Consider the following 14,651-nt stretch of genomic DNA (forward strand, 5'->3'; position numbering starts at 1 on the left):
AACTGACCGGCTAGAGGCTGCGTGGACGCGTAACGGCGGCGATCAGGCCAATCCCCATCAACATCAGGCCGGTTGCTGTGCGGGGCGCACTGAGAGTGTCGTTGTACGCGATGTTGTAGTCCCAAGGAACCAGACCCGGGACGGACATGAAGATCGCGACGACGGTCGGCGTCACCCCCCCCGGGCGCCCACGGGCCGCGAGCCCCACCAGGGTCAACCCCCAATACGCAAGCCAGAGGGCAGCGAGTTGCCCACTGGCGACCGTCGGTCCAAGGATCGTCAGCACGGTGGTCATCCCCAGCGCACTCAGGCACAGATGCATGGCGATGCGGATCGCATGAAGGGTGGTGCGGCGGCGGGGAGTGACCGCGACCAACCACGGCACGTCCCGGGTGAGCAGGTAGGCATGCGGCAGCGGCACGAACGCCAGCGCCACCCCGCCCCATTGAGTCAGCAGCGTGGGCGGAAGGTCCACCCGTTGGGCCAGGTCCGGAAGCTCGAAGTGCGTCGCGGTCACCACCACGACCCACGTCGCGGCGAACCAGAGCAGCCAGCCCAGCGCTAGCCGCGGTGCACTACCCGGACCGAGTCCTGTCATGAGAGGCGGGTTCACGACGGCAGGTCGTCCACATCAAGCTCGCAATCCGTCGGGGGACGTTCCTGTCCGGCAAGCCAGTCCCGCACCTGTTCGTCGGGGAGATCGGCTAGCCGGTCACCGAGGCGGATCGCGTTGTCCCACGCCGTTGGTTCGAGGACCTGAGCGATCATGGGCTGTTGCCCCGACCCGGCAGTGGCGAAGACGTCAATCGAGCGTTGCTGCCCCCACCACCGCAACAGCGCGATATTGGCACTGTTATCGAGGCACGGCCCCACGAGCAGGCTCACCGCCAGCTCGGCCTCCCACCGCTGGACGTCGACCCGTCGGGTCGGGGAATACCGCCCATCGCTCGGTTGCCACACGAGATAGCCGTCGTGTGCGATTCCTGGATAAACCGGCTCGGGCGGCTGTTCAACGTGTCTGGCGCCGGCTGGTCCCGTCGAGGCCCGATCCGGACCGATGGTTGTCGGGCGCAGTTGAGACGGAAGGGGGGTCAGCGACAGTTTGGCTGCGCGCTGGTAGTCGGCCACACGGTTGGCGTAGCTCCCAAGTGTGCACATGCGGGGCGCCTCACCGGCGCACGTCACGTCAGTGCTGCCGGCGATCGGGGACCAACTCGGCGGTAGCAGCATGGTGGCTGCCAGCGCGACACTCAGGCACACCAAGGTCGGCCTCAGCCACGCGCGGCCGAGACACGCCACGGCCAATGCTGTCATCGCCAGTGCCAGCCACCACGCCACCCGAACGATCGAGGACGAGGCCGTTGGTGAATCGAAATCCCAACCGGATGCGTCGTTGGACGCCAAGGCTGCCCAAGTAGCCCCGTCGCCTCGGGTGACCAAGAGCGCGTTCCAGGCGTAAGGGATCGCCACCGCGACTGGCAGAGCGAGAAATCCCGGTAAGAACCGAGCTGTAGCGACGCCGACGCTTGCCCAGCACACGGCGGAGCACACCTGCACCGCGATGAGACCGGCCGATGCCCAGCCCAGCACCGGCCCGACGTCCGATGCCTTGGAGTAGCTCAGCCACACCATCGCGGCCAGCAGCGTGAGGTAGCTGACCATGCCGCTGGTGGCACTGACCACCACGCTCGCGCGGTAACGAGCCTGCGCTGGACGCGCTGACCCGACTGCCAGCTCACGCAGGAAGCCCGCGCGCAAGGGCAAGGCCAGCCAACAGCCGAAGCCGGCCACGACGCAGGTCCACACGAATGTCGGATCTTGGGAAGCGCTCACCGTTCCCGGCAGCCAGCCCAACCATTTGCCCCGGGTTGCCCAGACCATGATCAAGCCGGCTGCGGTGCACACAATGGTGACCCCCAACCAGAGCGCGGACACCCGCCGACGCAGCACAGGGGCGAGCCCGCGTGGCTGACCGCCTCGCCGACCCGCCGCTGGGCGAAAGTCGATACTCACGAGGTGAGTGGCGAGCTCATCCGCCGCAGGTAGAACGCGGCTCGGTCAGCGACATCCACGTCCGAGTTGGGTGCATCGATCGGTCGCAGCCCGCCGCCGACGGCTTCAATCGCTACGTCGGCGATGCTCGCCAAGTCCTCGAGGAGGTGTGTCGACAGCACGACGATCGACTCTTGCGCGACTAGCCGTAGGGCGTCGTACAGCGCAGTTCGGTGTTCGGAGTCGAGCCCGACGGTTGGTTCGTCCAAAAGGACGATCCGGGGAGTGGATATCAGCGCGGCCGCGAGCATCACTCGTCGCCGTTGCCCTCCCGACAGTCGGCCGACCGGCCGACCAGCGAGCTCACCCAATCCGGTAATGCTTAGGACACGCTCCTCTGCGTGTGGCCAAGCCTGCCTCGGCAGCTCCTTCAACCACGCCGCGTACCGCAGGACCTGAATCACGCTCGCCGAGCCGGGCATGTCGATCTCCTGCGGCACCCAGCCGACCTGAGCGCGATAGTCCCGCAGCGCCGCCGCGGAACCCCACACGTCCACCTCCCCATATCGAATCGATCCCGCGCCGGGTCTGATCAGCGTGGCGAGTGCGCGCAGCAGCGTCGACTTGCCCGCGCCGTTCGTGCCAACGACACAGGTGATCTCGGCCGCGAATCGCGCCGTGGCCTGCTCCAAAACATTCGTGCCCCCATACGCCAAGGTCAACCCGTCGATCTCCAACGCATCGGACTGAGGGCGCCTCATGGCATCGATACTAGGCCGGCCAGCGGGACCAACTCGGGGAAGGCGACGGTGACGTCACGGCCGGAGCGGCTGGTCAGGGTCAGGCCGCCTCCCTTCGCCTCGGCGAGGATGCGCATGCCGTCCCACTTGACCTCGTGCACCCACTCCGGCCCTGCCGGGACCGTCTCGGTGAGGGTGGCGAGCATCGGGCGCATGGGTCCATCCTGCCGCCGTCACGCCCGGACCGGGATATCGTGGCGCGGGGCGAAAGGGACCGTGGGGACCCCGCCGAGCCAGCAGTCACGTCAGGGAGGGGACCTCGTGCACCAGGACCAGAGCGACGAACGCACCGTCGTGGTCATCGGCGAGGGGCCGCTCGCTGCCGCTGCTGCGTCGATGCTCGCGGCGGCCGCCATCCGCCGTGAGGGCTACTCGTTGCTGTCCCGAGGACCCGAGCAGCCCACCGCAGGCCCCGGGGTCACCGTGGCGCACCGCCTGGCCCGGGGCGCGCGGAGCCTGGTCATCGCGACGGCCAGCCACCCGCTGCACTGGGCCGCGGTCGTCGACCGGGCCGACCAGGTCGTCGTCGCCGCGATCACCGCCGATGTCGACTCCGCAGCGGCCAAGTTGCGTGCCCTCCACGGCTGGGGTGGCCCCGGAGCGGCTCTGGCCGCCGGGGCAGTCGTCGTCCTCTCCCGGGCGGATGCCGGGCACCCCGCGCCGAGCGAGGTCACCGCGAGATTTGTCGGACTGGCTCGCGCCACCCTGGTCGTGCCCCACGACCCCACCCCGCTGGCCGACCCGCTCCAGCAGGCCGCGCTCCCGCAGGCCTCCCGCCTCGCGTGGGACGGGGTGATGCAGGTCGTCGGTGAGGACGAGGTGCCCGAGGACGAGATGGACACCCAGCCCCGCATCGACGTGCGGGACCTCTTCGCGGGGGGGCCAGCCGGTGGCGGACCAGCCGCTGGACCCGGCACGGCGCCGGCAGGGACCTGGGCCGGCCCGCCGAGCACCTGGGGGGCACCCGCTCCCACTTCGTCGCCGCGCCGAGGTCGCTGGGCGCTGCTCGCTGCCGCGGTGGCCGTGGTCGTGGCGCTGGGGGTCACCCCCTTCGTCCTCGCGGGGGGCGTGCCGTGGGGCGACGACTCCACGACCTCGACCCCGGGACTCTCGCCGGTGGGCCCGGTGCACGGGTGGACGAGCCAGACGGCGTGGACCTCGCCGCCCATCGCGTCGGGCGACCAGGCGCCCACGGTGCTCTTTGCCGAGGGGACGGCGATCACCACCACCGGTGACCCGGCCTCGCCGGACATCACCGCGCTGCGTGGCTCGGACGGTACCGAGATCTGGTCGAGCCCGGTCGGCGCTGCACTCACCGGCCCGCCCCAGCTGATCACCTGGAAGGACGAGCCGGCCGTCATCGCGGCCACGGCCAACGACCTCTTGCTCTGGACCGACCTCGACGCGACCGGCGGGGCGCCGACGCCGCAGACGTGGAGCTTCACCGAGGCGGACCTCGTGCTCGTCGCCGGCAGCCCGGTGCCGCTGCTCGCCAACGAGGACACCCTCACCGCACTCGTCCTGCACGACGGCGACCTGCGCAAGCGCACCCTGCCGTCGAGCGGTCGCCCTGTCGCTGCAGACGAGGAGGGGCGGGTGCTGTCCGTCGGCTCGGCGGGCCACTGGTGGTCCTCCGGCGATGGTGGCGACGTCACCACGGGCACGCTGCTCACCCCGCCGGCCTACGGGTCCTTGCCGGGCACGGTGCTCGGCGTCGGGGGTACGACCCTCGTGGTCAACTGGACCCGCAGCAACCAGACGACCCACCTGGTCGGGTACGACGTCTCGGACCAGATGAGCGTGGCGTGGAAGATGACCGTGCCCGGACGGGTCGCGCAGGAGGACTTCAGCATCTCCCCGGACGGGTCCTGGGCCACGGCCGGGACCGAGGCCATCGACCTGGCGAGCGGCAAGAAGAGCCAGCTGGGCCAGGACTGGTCGACCATCCGGATCCTCGACGACCGGGCGTGGTCCCGCAGCTCCCTCGCGACGAGGAAGGGAGCGAGCACCGAGCCGCTCCCCACGCCCGTCGTCGACCCAGACGGCGTCCCCGTCGCGGTGACCGGCAAGGGGCTGGGGCTGATCGTGGCGTCGGAGAGTGGCGCACCCGCGCGGATCTACGCCCTGCGCCCCGATCCTGACGCGTAGGCGACGACCGAGAGGAGACCGACCATGACCCTCCGCGTGGCCGTCATCGGCGGCGGCATCATCGGTACGGCCGTGGCGCGCCTGCTCGCCCGTGAGCACGACGCCACCGTGACCCTGCTCGACAAGGAGGGCCACCTCGCCGGGCACCAGACCGGGCACAACAGCGGGGTCGTCCACGCCGGCCTGTACTACGAGCCCGGCAGCATGAAGGCGACGTTGTGCCGCAGGGGAGTCGGCCTGCTGCGGGAGTTCGTCGACGAGCACGACATCGCCTACGACGAGTGCGGCAAGGTCGTCGTCGCCCTCGACGAGGTCCAGGCCGGGCGCCTCGACGCGCTCCACGCGCGGGCGGTCGCCAACGGCGTGCCCGGTGCGCGGCTCGTCGACCGTGACGGTCTCCACGACATCGAGCCCGGTGCCACGGGGGTGCGCGCGCTGCACTCGCCGACGACGGCGATCGTCGACTACCCCGCCGTGACGCGGGCGCTCGGCGCCCAGCTCACCGACGCCGGGGGAGAGGTGCGGCTCGGCCACGAGGTGACCGGCATCGCCGACCGTGGCACCGGGGTGTGCGTCGAGACGATGGCGAAGGGGGCCTCCGACGGGGGTGAGTACGACCTCGTCATCGCGTGCGGTGGTCTGCAGAGCGATCGGCTCGCGGCCATGGTCGGTGAGTCGCGCAGCCCGCGGATCGTGCCCTTCTACGGGGACTACTTCGTGCTGCCGCGCGAGCAGCGCGCGGCGGTGCGGGGGATGGTCTACCCGGTGCCGGACCCGCGCTACCCCTTCCTCGGCGTGCACGTCACGCCGCGCGTCGACGGTGTGCTGACGCTCGGCCCCAATGCCTTCCTCTCGCTCGGGCGCGAGTCCTACGGCCGTCGTGCGCCGGTTCCCGCGGACGTCCTCGACGTCGTGGGCTTCTCGGGGTTCTGGCGCTTCGCTGCCGCGAACCTGCCTGCGGCAGTGAGGGAGTCGCGCACCGCGCTCAGCTCGAGGCAGTTCGTCGCCGAGGCCCGCAAGTACGTGCCCGGGCTCGACACCTCCGGTGCCGTCCGCGGGACGAGGGGCGTGCGGGCGCAGGCGATGGGCGAGGACGGGCGTCTCGTCGACGACTTCGTCATCACCGGCACCGACCGGGTGGTGCTCGTGCGCAACGCGCCCTCGCCCGGCGCGACCTCTGCACTGGCGATCGCCGAGCACGTCGTGGCCGAGGCCATGGCCCGACGCTCGAGGCGCTGAACGACGCTCGGGGCGCTGAAGGACGCGCGGGGCGCTGAACCACGGTCGGGTCGGGGCGCGGCCCCCTTCGGCCGTGACGTCGTCGGCGCGAGCAGGCATGCTGGACCCATGCGTGCAATCTGGAAGGGTGCGGTCTCCTTCGGCCTCGTCAACGTCCCGGTCCGCCTGTACTCGGCGACGGAGAACCACGACGTCCAGTTCCGTCAGGTGCACCGCACCGACGGGGGCCGGATCAAGTACAAGCGGTTTTGCAGCAAGGACGGCGAGGAGGTCGCCTACGACGACATCGCCAAGGGGTACGAGACCGAGGACGGCAGCATGATCGTCCTGACGGACGAGGACATGGCTGATCTCCCGACGCGCTCCAGCAAGGAGATCAGCGTCGAGAAGTTCGTCCCCGAGGACCAGATCGATCCGATGCTCCTGGACAAGAGCTACTACCTCGAGCCGGACAAGTCCGCGACCAAGCCCTATGTGCTGCTGCGCGAGGCGCTCGAGGTCCAGGGCCGCATGGCGATCGTCACCGTCTCGATCCGCACCCGGATGACGATGGCCGTCCTGCGTGTCCGCGATGGCGTCATCGTCATGCAGACGATGCTCTGGCCCGACGAGATCCGGGCGGCGGACTTCGCGACGGTCGAGGACCAGGAGGTCAGCGACAAGGAGATGTCGATGGCCCGCATGCTGATCGACGAGCTCGCTGGCGACTACGACCCGGACGAGTACGAGGACGACTACGCGCTCGCCGTCGAGGCGCTCGTCAAGGCCAAGCTCGAAGGGGGCGAGGTCCAGCAGCCCGAGGTCGAGGAGGAGGAGTCCGGCGAGGTCGTCGACCTACTCGCCGCACTCGCCCGGTCGGTGGAGAAGGCGAAGGCGTCGCGGGGAGAGAGCACGTCGAGCGCTCCGGCCACGAAGGCTCCGGCGAAGAAGGCCCCGGCCAAGAAGAGCGCGGCCAAGAAGTCGACCACGAAGAAGGCGGCCGCGAAGAAGGCCCCTGCCAAGAAGTCGACGGCGAAGAAGTCGGCCCCGAAGAAGAAGGCGAGCTGAGACTCCCTTCGTCATGCCTGAAGGCCACACCCTCCATCGTCTCGCTCGCGACCTGCACGGCACCTTTGCCGGGCAGGTCGTCGAGGTGTCCTCACCGCAGGGCCGATTCGGCGCTGGCGCGGCGCTGCTGACCGACCACCAGCTGGTGGAGGCGCGGGCGCACGGCAAGCACCTCTTCGTGGAATTTGCCGGCGAGCGGATCCTGCACGTGCACCTCGGGCTCATCGGCACCTTCACCATCGACTCCGCGGCGTACGTGGGGGAGCAGCCGGTCGTCGGGCAGGTCCGCTGCCGGATCGCGACGGACGAGCACGTCGCGAACCTGCGCGGACCGATGACCTGTGCCGTGATCACGCCCGAGCAGGAGGACGCGGTCCACGCCAAGCTCGGCCCGGATCCGTTGCGGGACACCGACGGGGGGCCGGCGTGGGAGCGGATCCACCGCTCACGCAAGTCGATCGCGGCGCTGCTCATGGAGCAGGACGTGCTCGCCGGCGTCGGCAATGTCTACCGGTGCGAGGTGCTGCACCGGCACCAGATCAACCCGGCGACACCGGGGGAGCGTCTCAAGCGCGCCTCCTGGGACCTCATCTGGGCGGACCTGCGTCGCCTGCTCCCGCTCGGTGTCGCCACGAGTCGCATCGTGACCGTCGACGAGCAGGTCGAGCAGGTCGAGTCCGCCCTGGCGAAGGGGGAGGACGTGCACCTCACCGAGCGGACCAGCTACGTCTACAAGCGGACCGGTCAGGAGTGCGACCGCTGCGGGTCGCAGGTCAAGGCCAAGGACGTCGCCGGTCGCACGTTGTACTGGTGCGGGAACTGCCAGCGGCGCAGCTGATCAGGCTCGCTCGGGTCGAGTCAGGTGGACCACCTCGGGCGGTCGCCCCCACTCGTCGCGGCCGAGCCGGGACATCGGGCGCAGCGCCGCCATGCTCGGGTGACCATCGACGAGGGCGTCGTCGCGGACGGTGATCGCCAGGACGTCGCCGAGGACGAGGTGGCTGTTGCCCAGCTTGATGCTCGAGTGCAGGCGGCACTCGATGGACACCGGTGAGTCCGCCACGCGCGGCACGGGGACGAGCTCGCTCGGCTCGAGGGTGATCCCGAGCGTGTCCGCCTCGTCCACCGACGGGTCGAAGGGAGCGCTGCTCGCGTTGGCGAGGTCCGCGAGCTCCTCGCTCACGAGGTTGATCACGAAGTGCTGCGTCTGCAGGACATTGCGCAGCGTGTCCTTGCGACCCACCGAGGTGAAGCTGACGATCGGGGGGCGTGCGCACGCGACGTTGAAGAAGGAGTGGGGCGCGAGGTTGCCGACACCGTCCGACCCGATGCTCGTGATCCACGCGATCGGCCGGGGCACGACCACGGACGTGAGCAACGCGTAGGCGTTGGTGTCGGGGTCGCTGACGTCGAAGACCGTGCGCATGGGGACAGCCTAGGTTCGACGGTTGTCCACAGGCATCGACCTGACGGCGAGCGACGATCGTCGGCCGAGCCTAGTTTCGACGGCATGAGCCAGATCGCCAGCGCCCCTGCCACCACGTCGAACCCGCCACTGCCCGTCACGGCACCGGTCCTCTCCGCCCGGCTGGCGGTGGGAACCGCCGTGGGCTGGACGGTGGTCGCGCTCGTCACCGCGGTCGTCGCCGTCGTGACGAAGGGGGAGATGCAGGCCTACGTCGAGGGCACAGGCGACGCGTCACGCGGCTTCGTCATCCTCACGGTGCTGGGCGGCGCCCAGATCGTGCTCATGATCTGCGCCTGGCTGGCCGGGTCGATCTGGCTGCTCGGCGTGCGTGGTGTCGCACGCGCGGTCGATCCCCGGTACCCCTACCGACGCTCGGACGTGTGGGCCGTCCTCGGCTGGGTCGTCCCGATCGTCAACCTCTGGTTCCCGCTCCAGGTGGTCAGCGACTCGTTGTCCGCCATGCGCGGAGCGTCACCCCGACGACTCCTGACGGTCTGGTGGACGGCCTGGCTCGTGGCGATCGTCCTCGGCAACGCCAGCTCCCGCATGGGCGGTGACCTCATGACGCCCGACCAGATCGGCAGCTGGGTGCTCGGCACCTGCATCGCGGCGTTGCTCCTGCTCGTGGCCCTGCCGACATGGTGGGCGGTCGTGGCGCGCGTCAGCCGCGATGCGCACCGGGCTGTGCACACCCCGACCCCCTCGGCAGCCCAGACGCCGCCGGCCACGTCAGCACGCTGACGTTGCTGGCTCTGGTGATTTCGTGGCTCGTGACGATGCACCTGGGGGGAGGATGGGGGCCATGAGCATCGTCAAGATCAACGCCATCAGCGTCCCCGAGCAGGCCCGCGAGGAGATGGAGCGTCGCTTCGCTGCCCGGCAGGGGACTGTCGACAAGGCGCCCGGCTTCGAGGGCTTCCAGCTGCTGCGCCCGACCGAGGGTGGTGACCGCTACTTCGTCGTCACCCGCTGGGCCGACGAGGAGTCCTTCGCCGCCTGGCGTGACGGGGACGCGCGCGCAGCCCACTCCGGTGAGGCCAAGAAGCCGGTGGCGACGGGCGCCGAGCTGCTCGGCTTCGACGTCGTCATCGACGTCCCGGCCCCCACGGCGGAGTGAGCGCGATCCGCTGAGAGCGAACACGGGGTGCACCCCGCCGTGTCATGGAACAGGGTTGGGGGTACCTGCGTTGTGACCCCGTGAGAGGCTCGCCGCCCGGCTCAGGCAGCGGGCACGGTTAGCATCGAGGTCAGAGCACCACGTGAAGGGGAGATCCCATGTTCGAACGGTTCACCGACCGGGCCCGCCGGGTCGTCGTCCTCGCCCAGGAGGAGGCGCGCCTCCTCAACCACAACTACATCGGGACCGAGCACATCCTGCTCGGCCTGATCCACGAGGGCGAAGGGGTGGCCAGCAAGGCACTCGAGTCGCTCGGCATCTCCCTGGATGCCGTCCGTGAGCAGGTCCAGGACATCATCGGTCCCGGCCAGCAGGCACCGTCGGGGCACATTCCCTTCACCCCCCGTGCCAAGAAGGTCCTCGAGCTCTCCCTCCGTGAGGCGCTGCAGCTCGGCCACAACTACATCGGGACCGAGCACATCCTGCTCGGCCTGATCCGCGAGGGCGAGGGTGTCGCCACCCAGGTCCTCGTCAAGCTCGGGGCCGACCTCGGGCGCGTGCGCCAGACCGTCATCCAGCTCATCTCGGGCTACCAGGGTGGCAAGGAGGGACAGGCCGCGGGTGTCGGCGCCGGTGCAGGCCCCGCCGAGGGTCAGCCCGCGGGCTCCCTGGTGCTCGACCAGTTCGGTCGCAACCTGACGCAGGCTGCTCGTGAGGGCCAGCTCGACCCGGTCATCGGGCGTGAGCAGGAGATCGAGCGCGTCATGCAGGTGCTCTCGCGACGCACCAAGAACAACCCTGTCCTCATCGGTGAGCCCGGCGTCGGCAAGTCGGCCGTCGTCGAGGGGCTGGCCCAGGACATCGTCGACGACAACGTGCCCGAGACGCTGAAGGACAAGCAGCTCTACACGCTCGACCTCGGCTCGCTCGTGGCCGGCAGCCGCTACCGCGGTGACTTCGAGGAGCGCCTGAAGAAGGTGCTCAAGGAGATCAAGACCCGCGGCGACATCATCCTCTTCATCGACGAGATCCACACCCTCGTCGGGGCGGGGGCCGCCGAGGGCGCGATCGACGCCGCGAGCATCCTGAAGCCGATGCTCGCCCGTGGTGAGCTGCAGACCATCGGTGCGACGACGCTCGACGAGTACCGCAAGCACATCGAGAAGGACTCGGCCCTGGAGCGTCGCTTCCAGCCGATCCAGGTCGCGGAGCCGTCGCTGCCGCACGCCATCGAGATGCTCAAGGGCCTGCGCGACCGCTACGAGGCGCACCACAAGGTGACCATCACCGACCCGGCGATCGTCGCCGCGGTCACGATGGCCGACCGCTACATCAACGATCGCTTCCTCCCGGACAAGGCGATCGACCTCATCGACGAGGCGGGCGCGCGGCTGCGCATCCGCCGGATGACGGCTCCGCCGGAGCTGAAGGAGTTCGACGACAAGGTCGCCAAGGTCCGCCTCGAGAAGGAGTCGGCCATCGACGGCCAGGACTTCGAGAAGGCGGCGAGCCTGCGCGATGACGAGAAGAACCTGCTCGCGGAGAAGGCCAAGCGCGAGGCGGAGTGGAAGGCCGGCGACATGGATGTCGTCGCCGAGGTCGACGAGGAGCTGATCGCCGAGGTGCTCGCTGCCTCGACCGGTATCCCCGTCTTCAAGCTCTCCGAGGAGGAGTCGAGCCGACTGCTCAACATGGAGGCCGAGCTGCACAAGCGGGTCGTCGGCAACGACGAGGCCATCAAGGGCATCTCGCAGGCGATCCGTCGCACGCGCGCTGGTCTGAAGGACCCGCGTCGTCCGGGTGGCTCGTTCATCTTCGCCGGTCCGACCGGTGTCGGCAAGACCGAGCTGGCCAAGGCGCTGTCGGAGTTCCTCTTCGGCGACGAGGACAGCCTCATCACGCTCGACATGTCGGAGTACTCCGAGAAGCACACGGTCAGCCGTCTCTTCGGCTCGCCCCCCGGCTACGTCGGTTACGACGAGGGTGGCCAGCTGACGGAGAAGGTGCGCCGCAAGCCCTTCTCGGTGGTCCTCTTCGACGAGGTCGAGAAGGCGCACCCGGAGATCTTCAACTCGCTGCTGCAGGTCCTCGAGGACGGGCGTCTGACCGACTCCCAGGGCCGGATGGTCGACTTCAAGAACACGATCATCATCATGACGACCAACCTCGGTACCCGGGACATCTCCAAGGGGTCCTTGGGCTTCACCTCCGGCTCCGACAAGCAGTCGAGCTACGAGCGGATGAAGGACAAGGTCACCGACGAGCTGAAGCAGCACTTCCGCCCCGAGTTCCTCAACCGCGTGGACGACACGATCGTCTTCCCGCAGCTGAGCCCCGAGGAGATCGTGCAGATCGTCGACCTCGAGGTCGCCAAGCTCGACCTGCGGCTCAAGGACAAGGACATGGGCATCGAGCTCATGCCCGCGGCCAAGGAGCTGCTCGCCAAGCGCGGCTACGACCCGGTGCTCGGTGCGCGTCCGCTCAAGCGGACCATCCAGCGCGAGATCGAGGACGTGCTGTCCGAGAAGATCCTCTTCGGCGACCTCTCTGCCGGCGAGATCGTCGCGGTGGACGTCGAGGGCGAGGGCAAGGCAGCGGTCTTCACCTTCAAAGGTGCACCCAAGATGGGCGAGCTCGACGTCCCGCTCCTCGGAGCCGGTGACGGTGGCGCCGGGAGCTGATCCCGCCCGCCACGCCCCCCGAGCATCCGCCACGCCCCCTGAGCGTCCGCCACGCTTCCTGAGCGTCCGCCACGCTTCCTGAGCGTCCGCCACGCTCCCTGAGGAGCTCGCGCAGCGAGCGTCTCGAAGGGGGCGAAGGGGCAAGGATTCAACATCGAAGGGAGGGTCCCACCACACGGTGGGGCCCTCCCTTCGTCATGCGCGGCGACGCCTCACGCCGACGGCGTCCACCTCGGGTCGCGCCCGATGAAGGCGAAGAAGCGCTCCTGCACGGTGGCGTCCTCAGGCACCGGCTGGGCCTGGCCGAACTGCCCGGACCCGCGGATCATCTCGCCCTGCGCGGACATCCCCTCGAGCGCGCCGGCGATGAAGCCCTCGTCGAGCTGGTCGTCCTGGCCCGTGGCCCGGGCGAGGTCCCAGGTGTGGAAGACGACGTCGCTGGCGAAGAACCGGTCGAGCATGGCCGGCAGCGGCAGCTCGCCGATGTGCTCGTGGGCGAAGGTGATCTCCTGGCTCGCCGGGTCCTCCAGGAGGGCCAGCACCTGGGCGTCGGTCTGCGCCCAGGCGCTGACGGGGTCCTCGTCGGCGGAGGGCACCGGCTCGAAGGTGACCGGGCTGCCCGACGAGACGAGTGCCGGCAGCCAGGTCGTCAGGTGACCGACCACGTCGCGGGCCCGCCACTCGGCGACCGGTGTGGGTGCGTCCCAGTCATGGGTCCCCGCCACCTTGTCGGAGAAGGAGCTGGCAGCGGACCGGTAGCGGTCCACGACGGACATCTCGGTCAGCGAGGTCACGCGAGCTCCCCGGCGGCGAGCATCCGGTCGAGGGCTGCGTAGCCCTCGTTGATGCCGACCTCCATGCCGGAGGCGAGCATCATCTCCCGTGCCTCGAAGGTGCCGACGAGCGAGTGGCCATGCACGCGCGTCCACCCGTCGCCGAGCTCCTCGAAGGTCATCGTCTCCAGCGAGACGCCCTCGGGGTGGCCCTCGAAGGTGAAGGTCTGCACGATGCGCTCGGGGGAGACCTCGTGGAAGCTGCCGTGGAAGCCGTACTCCTCGTCGCCGCGCGTGTTGAGGAAGCGGTAGCTGCCCCCGGTGCGCGCGTCCCAGTGGTCGATGACGGTGCCGACCGAGTCGGGCCCGACCCACCTCGCGTAGACGTCCGGGTCGGTGTGGGCGGTGAAGAGCTGTGCCGGCGTTGCCCGGAAGTCCCGGGTGATGCGGATGACGGGCAGCTCGGGGTCGGCCTCGATGGTGGCCGTGGTGATGTGGTCGGTGGTCTGATTCATTGTCCTGCTCCGTGGGTGTCGGACGTGCCTGTGGTGTCGGACGAAGGGAGGTCCGCCAGGACCTCCTCGAGGCGGGTCATGCGCTGCTCGGCCCGCTGCTGGTGCCGCTCGATCCAGCCGGTCATCTCGGCCAGCGCTCGGCTCTCGAGGTGGACCGGGCGGCGTTGGGCCTCCTTGCGCTGGCTGACGAGCCCGGCATCGGCCAGGACCTTCACGTGCTTGCTGACGGCCTGGAGGCTCATGTCGTAGGGGGCGGCGAGGTCGGAGACGGTGGCGTCACCGACGGTGAGGCGGGCGATGATGTCCCGCCGGACGGGGTCGGAGAGCGCGGCGAAGGCCCGGGAGAGCCATTCGTCTGGTGGGTCTGTCACGCTGCTCCTTATCAACTGATGCGTTGAATGCGATATTGGCCCGACTGTTGCCTGGCGTCAAGGGTCGATCGGCGGGTTGCGCGTCCGCCCGTGGGGTGGTCGGGGCGTACGCCCCGGTTCTGTTACCACTTCGAGATCCGAGCGGGCGCGCTAGCGATTGCGGACGCTGGGCCAGGCCTATACATTTTCCTCACTTCGGCCAATATGGCCGATCATAATAAGTGGGGGAAACATGCGTGTACCCGTGGCATTGTCGGCTGCCCTCTTTGTAGCGTTTAGCGCTGCGCCTGCGTACGCAGGCGATGCGATCGACCAGCCAGTTCCCAGTGATGACGTCGTTCTTGACGAAGGGACAGCGCCGCCCGCGCCTGAGCCAGACGTCGATCCAGAGGACGCGTGCGGTGCCCTGGTTGGCGCCGAAGCCGAGCGCTCCTCAAGCGCTCGATTGTGCGGTGTTTACTGCCCTCCCGGGACGCAGTATCGGGTGTACCGAAACACAG

15 protein-coding genes are annotated in these 14,651 nt (G+C 69.4%); 7 read left to right on the forward strand and 8 right to left on the reverse strand.

Going from position 1 to position 14,651, the window contains the following annotated elements:
- Positions 1–10: 10 nt before the first annotated feature.
- From EXU32_RS01680 to EXU32_RS01695, 4 genes are all read right to left on the reverse strand, one after another.
- On the reverse strand, positions 11–517 hold the full coding sequence (locus tag EXU32_RS01680) for a hypothetical protein (RefSeq protein WP_130628333.1): 507 nt from the start codon (positions 515–517) through the stop codon (positions 11–13).
- A 92-nt stretch (positions 518–609) separates the two neighbouring features.
- On the reverse strand, positions 610–1,935 hold the full coding sequence (locus EXU32_RS01685; RefSeq protein WP_130628334.1) for a hypothetical protein: 1,326 nt from the start codon (positions 1,933–1,935) through the stop codon (positions 610–612).
- A gap of 74 nt (positions 1,936–2,009) precedes the next feature.
- The gene (locus EXU32_RS01690) at positions 2,010–2,753 is read right to left on the reverse strand and encodes an ABC transporter ATP-binding protein (RefSeq protein ID WP_130628335.1); all 744 of its coding nucleotides are present in this window, start codon (positions 2,751–2,753) and stop codon (positions 2,010–2,012) included.
- Positions 2,750–2,947, reverse strand: a complete 198-nt coding sequence (locus EXU32_RS01695; RefSeq protein ID WP_347400285.1) for a hypothetical protein — start codon at positions 2,945–2,947, stop codon at positions 2,750–2,752. Before EXU32_RS01695 ends, EXU32_RS01690 begins: the two co-directional genes overlap by 4 nt.
- A gap of 106 nt (positions 2,948–3,053) precedes the next feature.
- Here EXU32_RS01695 and EXU32_RS01700 point away from each other — a divergent pair, with 106 nt between their 5' ends.
- The 4 genes from EXU32_RS01700 (at position 3,054) to EXU32_RS01715 (ending at position 8,064) form a co-directional block, all read left to right on the forward strand.
- Positions 3,054–4,940: a hypothetical protein gene (locus tag EXU32_RS01700; RefSeq protein WP_130628336.1), complete on the forward strand. Its 1,887-nt coding sequence runs from the start codon at positions 3,054–3,056 to the stop codon at positions 4,938–4,940.
- 24 nt (positions 4,941–4,964) lie between these two features.
- The gene (gene lhgO, locus EXU32_RS01705; protein ID WP_130628337.1) at positions 4,965–6,179 is read left to right on the forward strand and encodes an L-2-hydroxyglutarate oxidase; all 1,215 of its coding nucleotides are present in this window, start codon (positions 4,965–4,967) and stop codon (positions 6,177–6,179) included.
- A gap of 108 nt (positions 6,180–6,287) precedes the next feature.
- Entirely contained in the window at positions 6,288–7,226 is a 939-nt protein-coding gene (locus EXU32_RS01710; protein ID WP_130628338.1) for a Ku protein, read from the forward strand.
- Between the two features lie 13 nt (positions 7,227–7,239).
- Positions 7,240–8,064: an Fpg/Nei family DNA glycosylase gene (locus tag EXU32_RS01715; RefSeq protein ID WP_130628339.1), complete on the forward strand. Its 825-nt coding sequence runs from the start codon at positions 7,240–7,242 to the stop codon at positions 8,062–8,064.
- On the opposite strand, the gene EXU32_RS01720 is transcribed toward EXU32_RS01715, so the two are convergent.
- Entirely contained in the window at positions 8,065–8,652 is a 588-nt protein-coding gene (locus tag EXU32_RS01720) for a flavin reductase family protein (protein WP_130628340.1), read from the reverse strand.
- An 84-nt stretch (positions 8,653–8,736) separates the two neighbouring features.
- On the opposite strand from EXU32_RS01720, the gene EXU32_RS01725 reads away from it, so the two are divergent.
- The 3 genes from EXU32_RS01725 (at position 8,737) to EXU32_RS01735 (ending at position 12,492) form a co-directional block, all read left to right on the forward strand.
- Entirely contained in the window at positions 8,737–9,435 is a 699-nt protein-coding gene (locus EXU32_RS01725) for a DUF4328 domain-containing protein (RefSeq protein WP_130628341.1), read from the forward strand.
- A 61-nt stretch (positions 9,436–9,496) separates the two neighbouring features.
- Positions 9,497–9,811, forward strand: a complete 315-nt coding sequence (locus tag EXU32_RS01730; RefSeq protein ID WP_130628342.1) for an antibiotic biosynthesis monooxygenase family protein — start codon at positions 9,497–9,499, stop codon at positions 9,809–9,811.
- A 158-nt stretch (positions 9,812–9,969) separates the two neighbouring features.
- Positions 9,970–12,492, forward strand: coding sequence for an ATP-dependent Clp protease ATP-binding subunit (locus tag EXU32_RS01735; RefSeq protein WP_130628343.1), 2,523 nt, complete (start codon positions 9,970–9,972; stop codon positions 12,490–12,492).
- A 212-nt stretch (positions 12,493–12,704) separates the two neighbouring features.
- Here the strand turns inward: EXU32_RS01735 and EXU32_RS01740 are convergent, their stop codons facing one another.
- The 3 genes from EXU32_RS01740 to EXU32_RS01750 are packed head-to-tail and all read right to left on the reverse strand — an operon-like array spanning position 12,705 to position 14,151.
- The gene (locus tag EXU32_RS01740; protein ID WP_130628344.1) at positions 12,705–13,286 is read right to left on the reverse strand and encodes a TIGR03086 family metal-binding protein; all 582 of its coding nucleotides are present in this window, start codon (positions 13,284–13,286) and stop codon (positions 12,705–12,707) included.
- Entirely contained in the window at positions 13,283–13,780 is a 498-nt protein-coding gene (locus EXU32_RS01745; RefSeq protein WP_130628345.1) for an SRPBCC family protein, read from the reverse strand. Before EXU32_RS01745 ends, EXU32_RS01740 begins: the two co-directional genes overlap by 4 nt.
- A complete protein-coding gene (locus tag EXU32_RS01750; RefSeq protein WP_130628346.1) occupies positions 13,777–14,151 on the reverse strand; it encodes an ArsR/SmtB family transcription factor in 375 nt (124 codons plus the stop codon). Before EXU32_RS01750 ends, EXU32_RS01745 begins: the two co-directional genes overlap by 4 nt.
- Positions 14,152–14,651: the final 500 nt, after the last annotated feature.

This window comes from Janibacter limosus (assembly GCF_004295485.1).
Taxonomy (GTDB): domain Bacteria; phylum Actinomycetota; class Actinomycetes; order Actinomycetales; family Dermatophilaceae; genus Janibacter; species Janibacter limosus_A.

What these genes read in the sequence shown, in the direction of transcription:
- EXU32_RS01690 (WP_130628335.1), bottom strand. Translation starts at nt 2,753, where the DNA reads ATGAGGCGCCCTCAGTCCGATGCGTTGGAGATCGACGGGTTGACCTTG.
- EXU32_RS01695 (WP_347400285.1), bottom strand. Translation starts at nt 2,947, where the DNA reads ATGCGCCCGATGCTCGCCACCCTCACCGAGACGGTCCCGGCAGGGCCG.
- lhgO (WP_130628337.1), top strand. Translation starts at nt 4,965, where the DNA reads ATGACCCTCCGCGTGGCCGTCATCGGCGGCGGCATCATCGGTACGGCC.
- EXU32_RS01710 (WP_130628338.1), top strand. Translation starts at nt 6,288, where the DNA reads ATGCGTGCAATCTGGAAGGGTGCGGTCTCCTTCGGCCTCGTCAACGTC.
- EXU32_RS01715 (WP_130628339.1), top strand. Translation starts at nt 7,240, where the DNA reads ATGCCTGAAGGCCACACCCTCCATCGTCTCGCTCGCGACCTGCACGGC.
- EXU32_RS01720 (WP_130628340.1), bottom strand. Translation starts at nt 8,652, where the DNA reads ATGCGCACGGTCTTCGACGTCAGCGACCCCGACACCAACGCCTACGCG.
- EXU32_RS01725 (WP_130628341.1), top strand. Translation starts at nt 8,737, where the DNA reads ATGAGCCAGATCGCCAGCGCCCCTGCCACCACGTCGAACCCGCCACTG.
- EXU32_RS01730 (WP_130628342.1), top strand. Translation starts at nt 9,497, where the DNA reads ATGAGCATCGTCAAGATCAACGCCATCAGCGTCCCCGAGCAGGCCCGC.
- EXU32_RS01735 (WP_130628343.1), top strand. Translation starts at nt 9,970, where the DNA reads ATGTTCGAACGGTTCACCGACCGGGCCCGCCGGGTCGTCGTCCTCGCC.
- EXU32_RS01745 (WP_130628345.1), bottom strand. Translation starts at nt 13,780, where the DNA reads ATGAATCAGACCACCGACCACATCACCACGGCCACCATCGAGGCCGAC.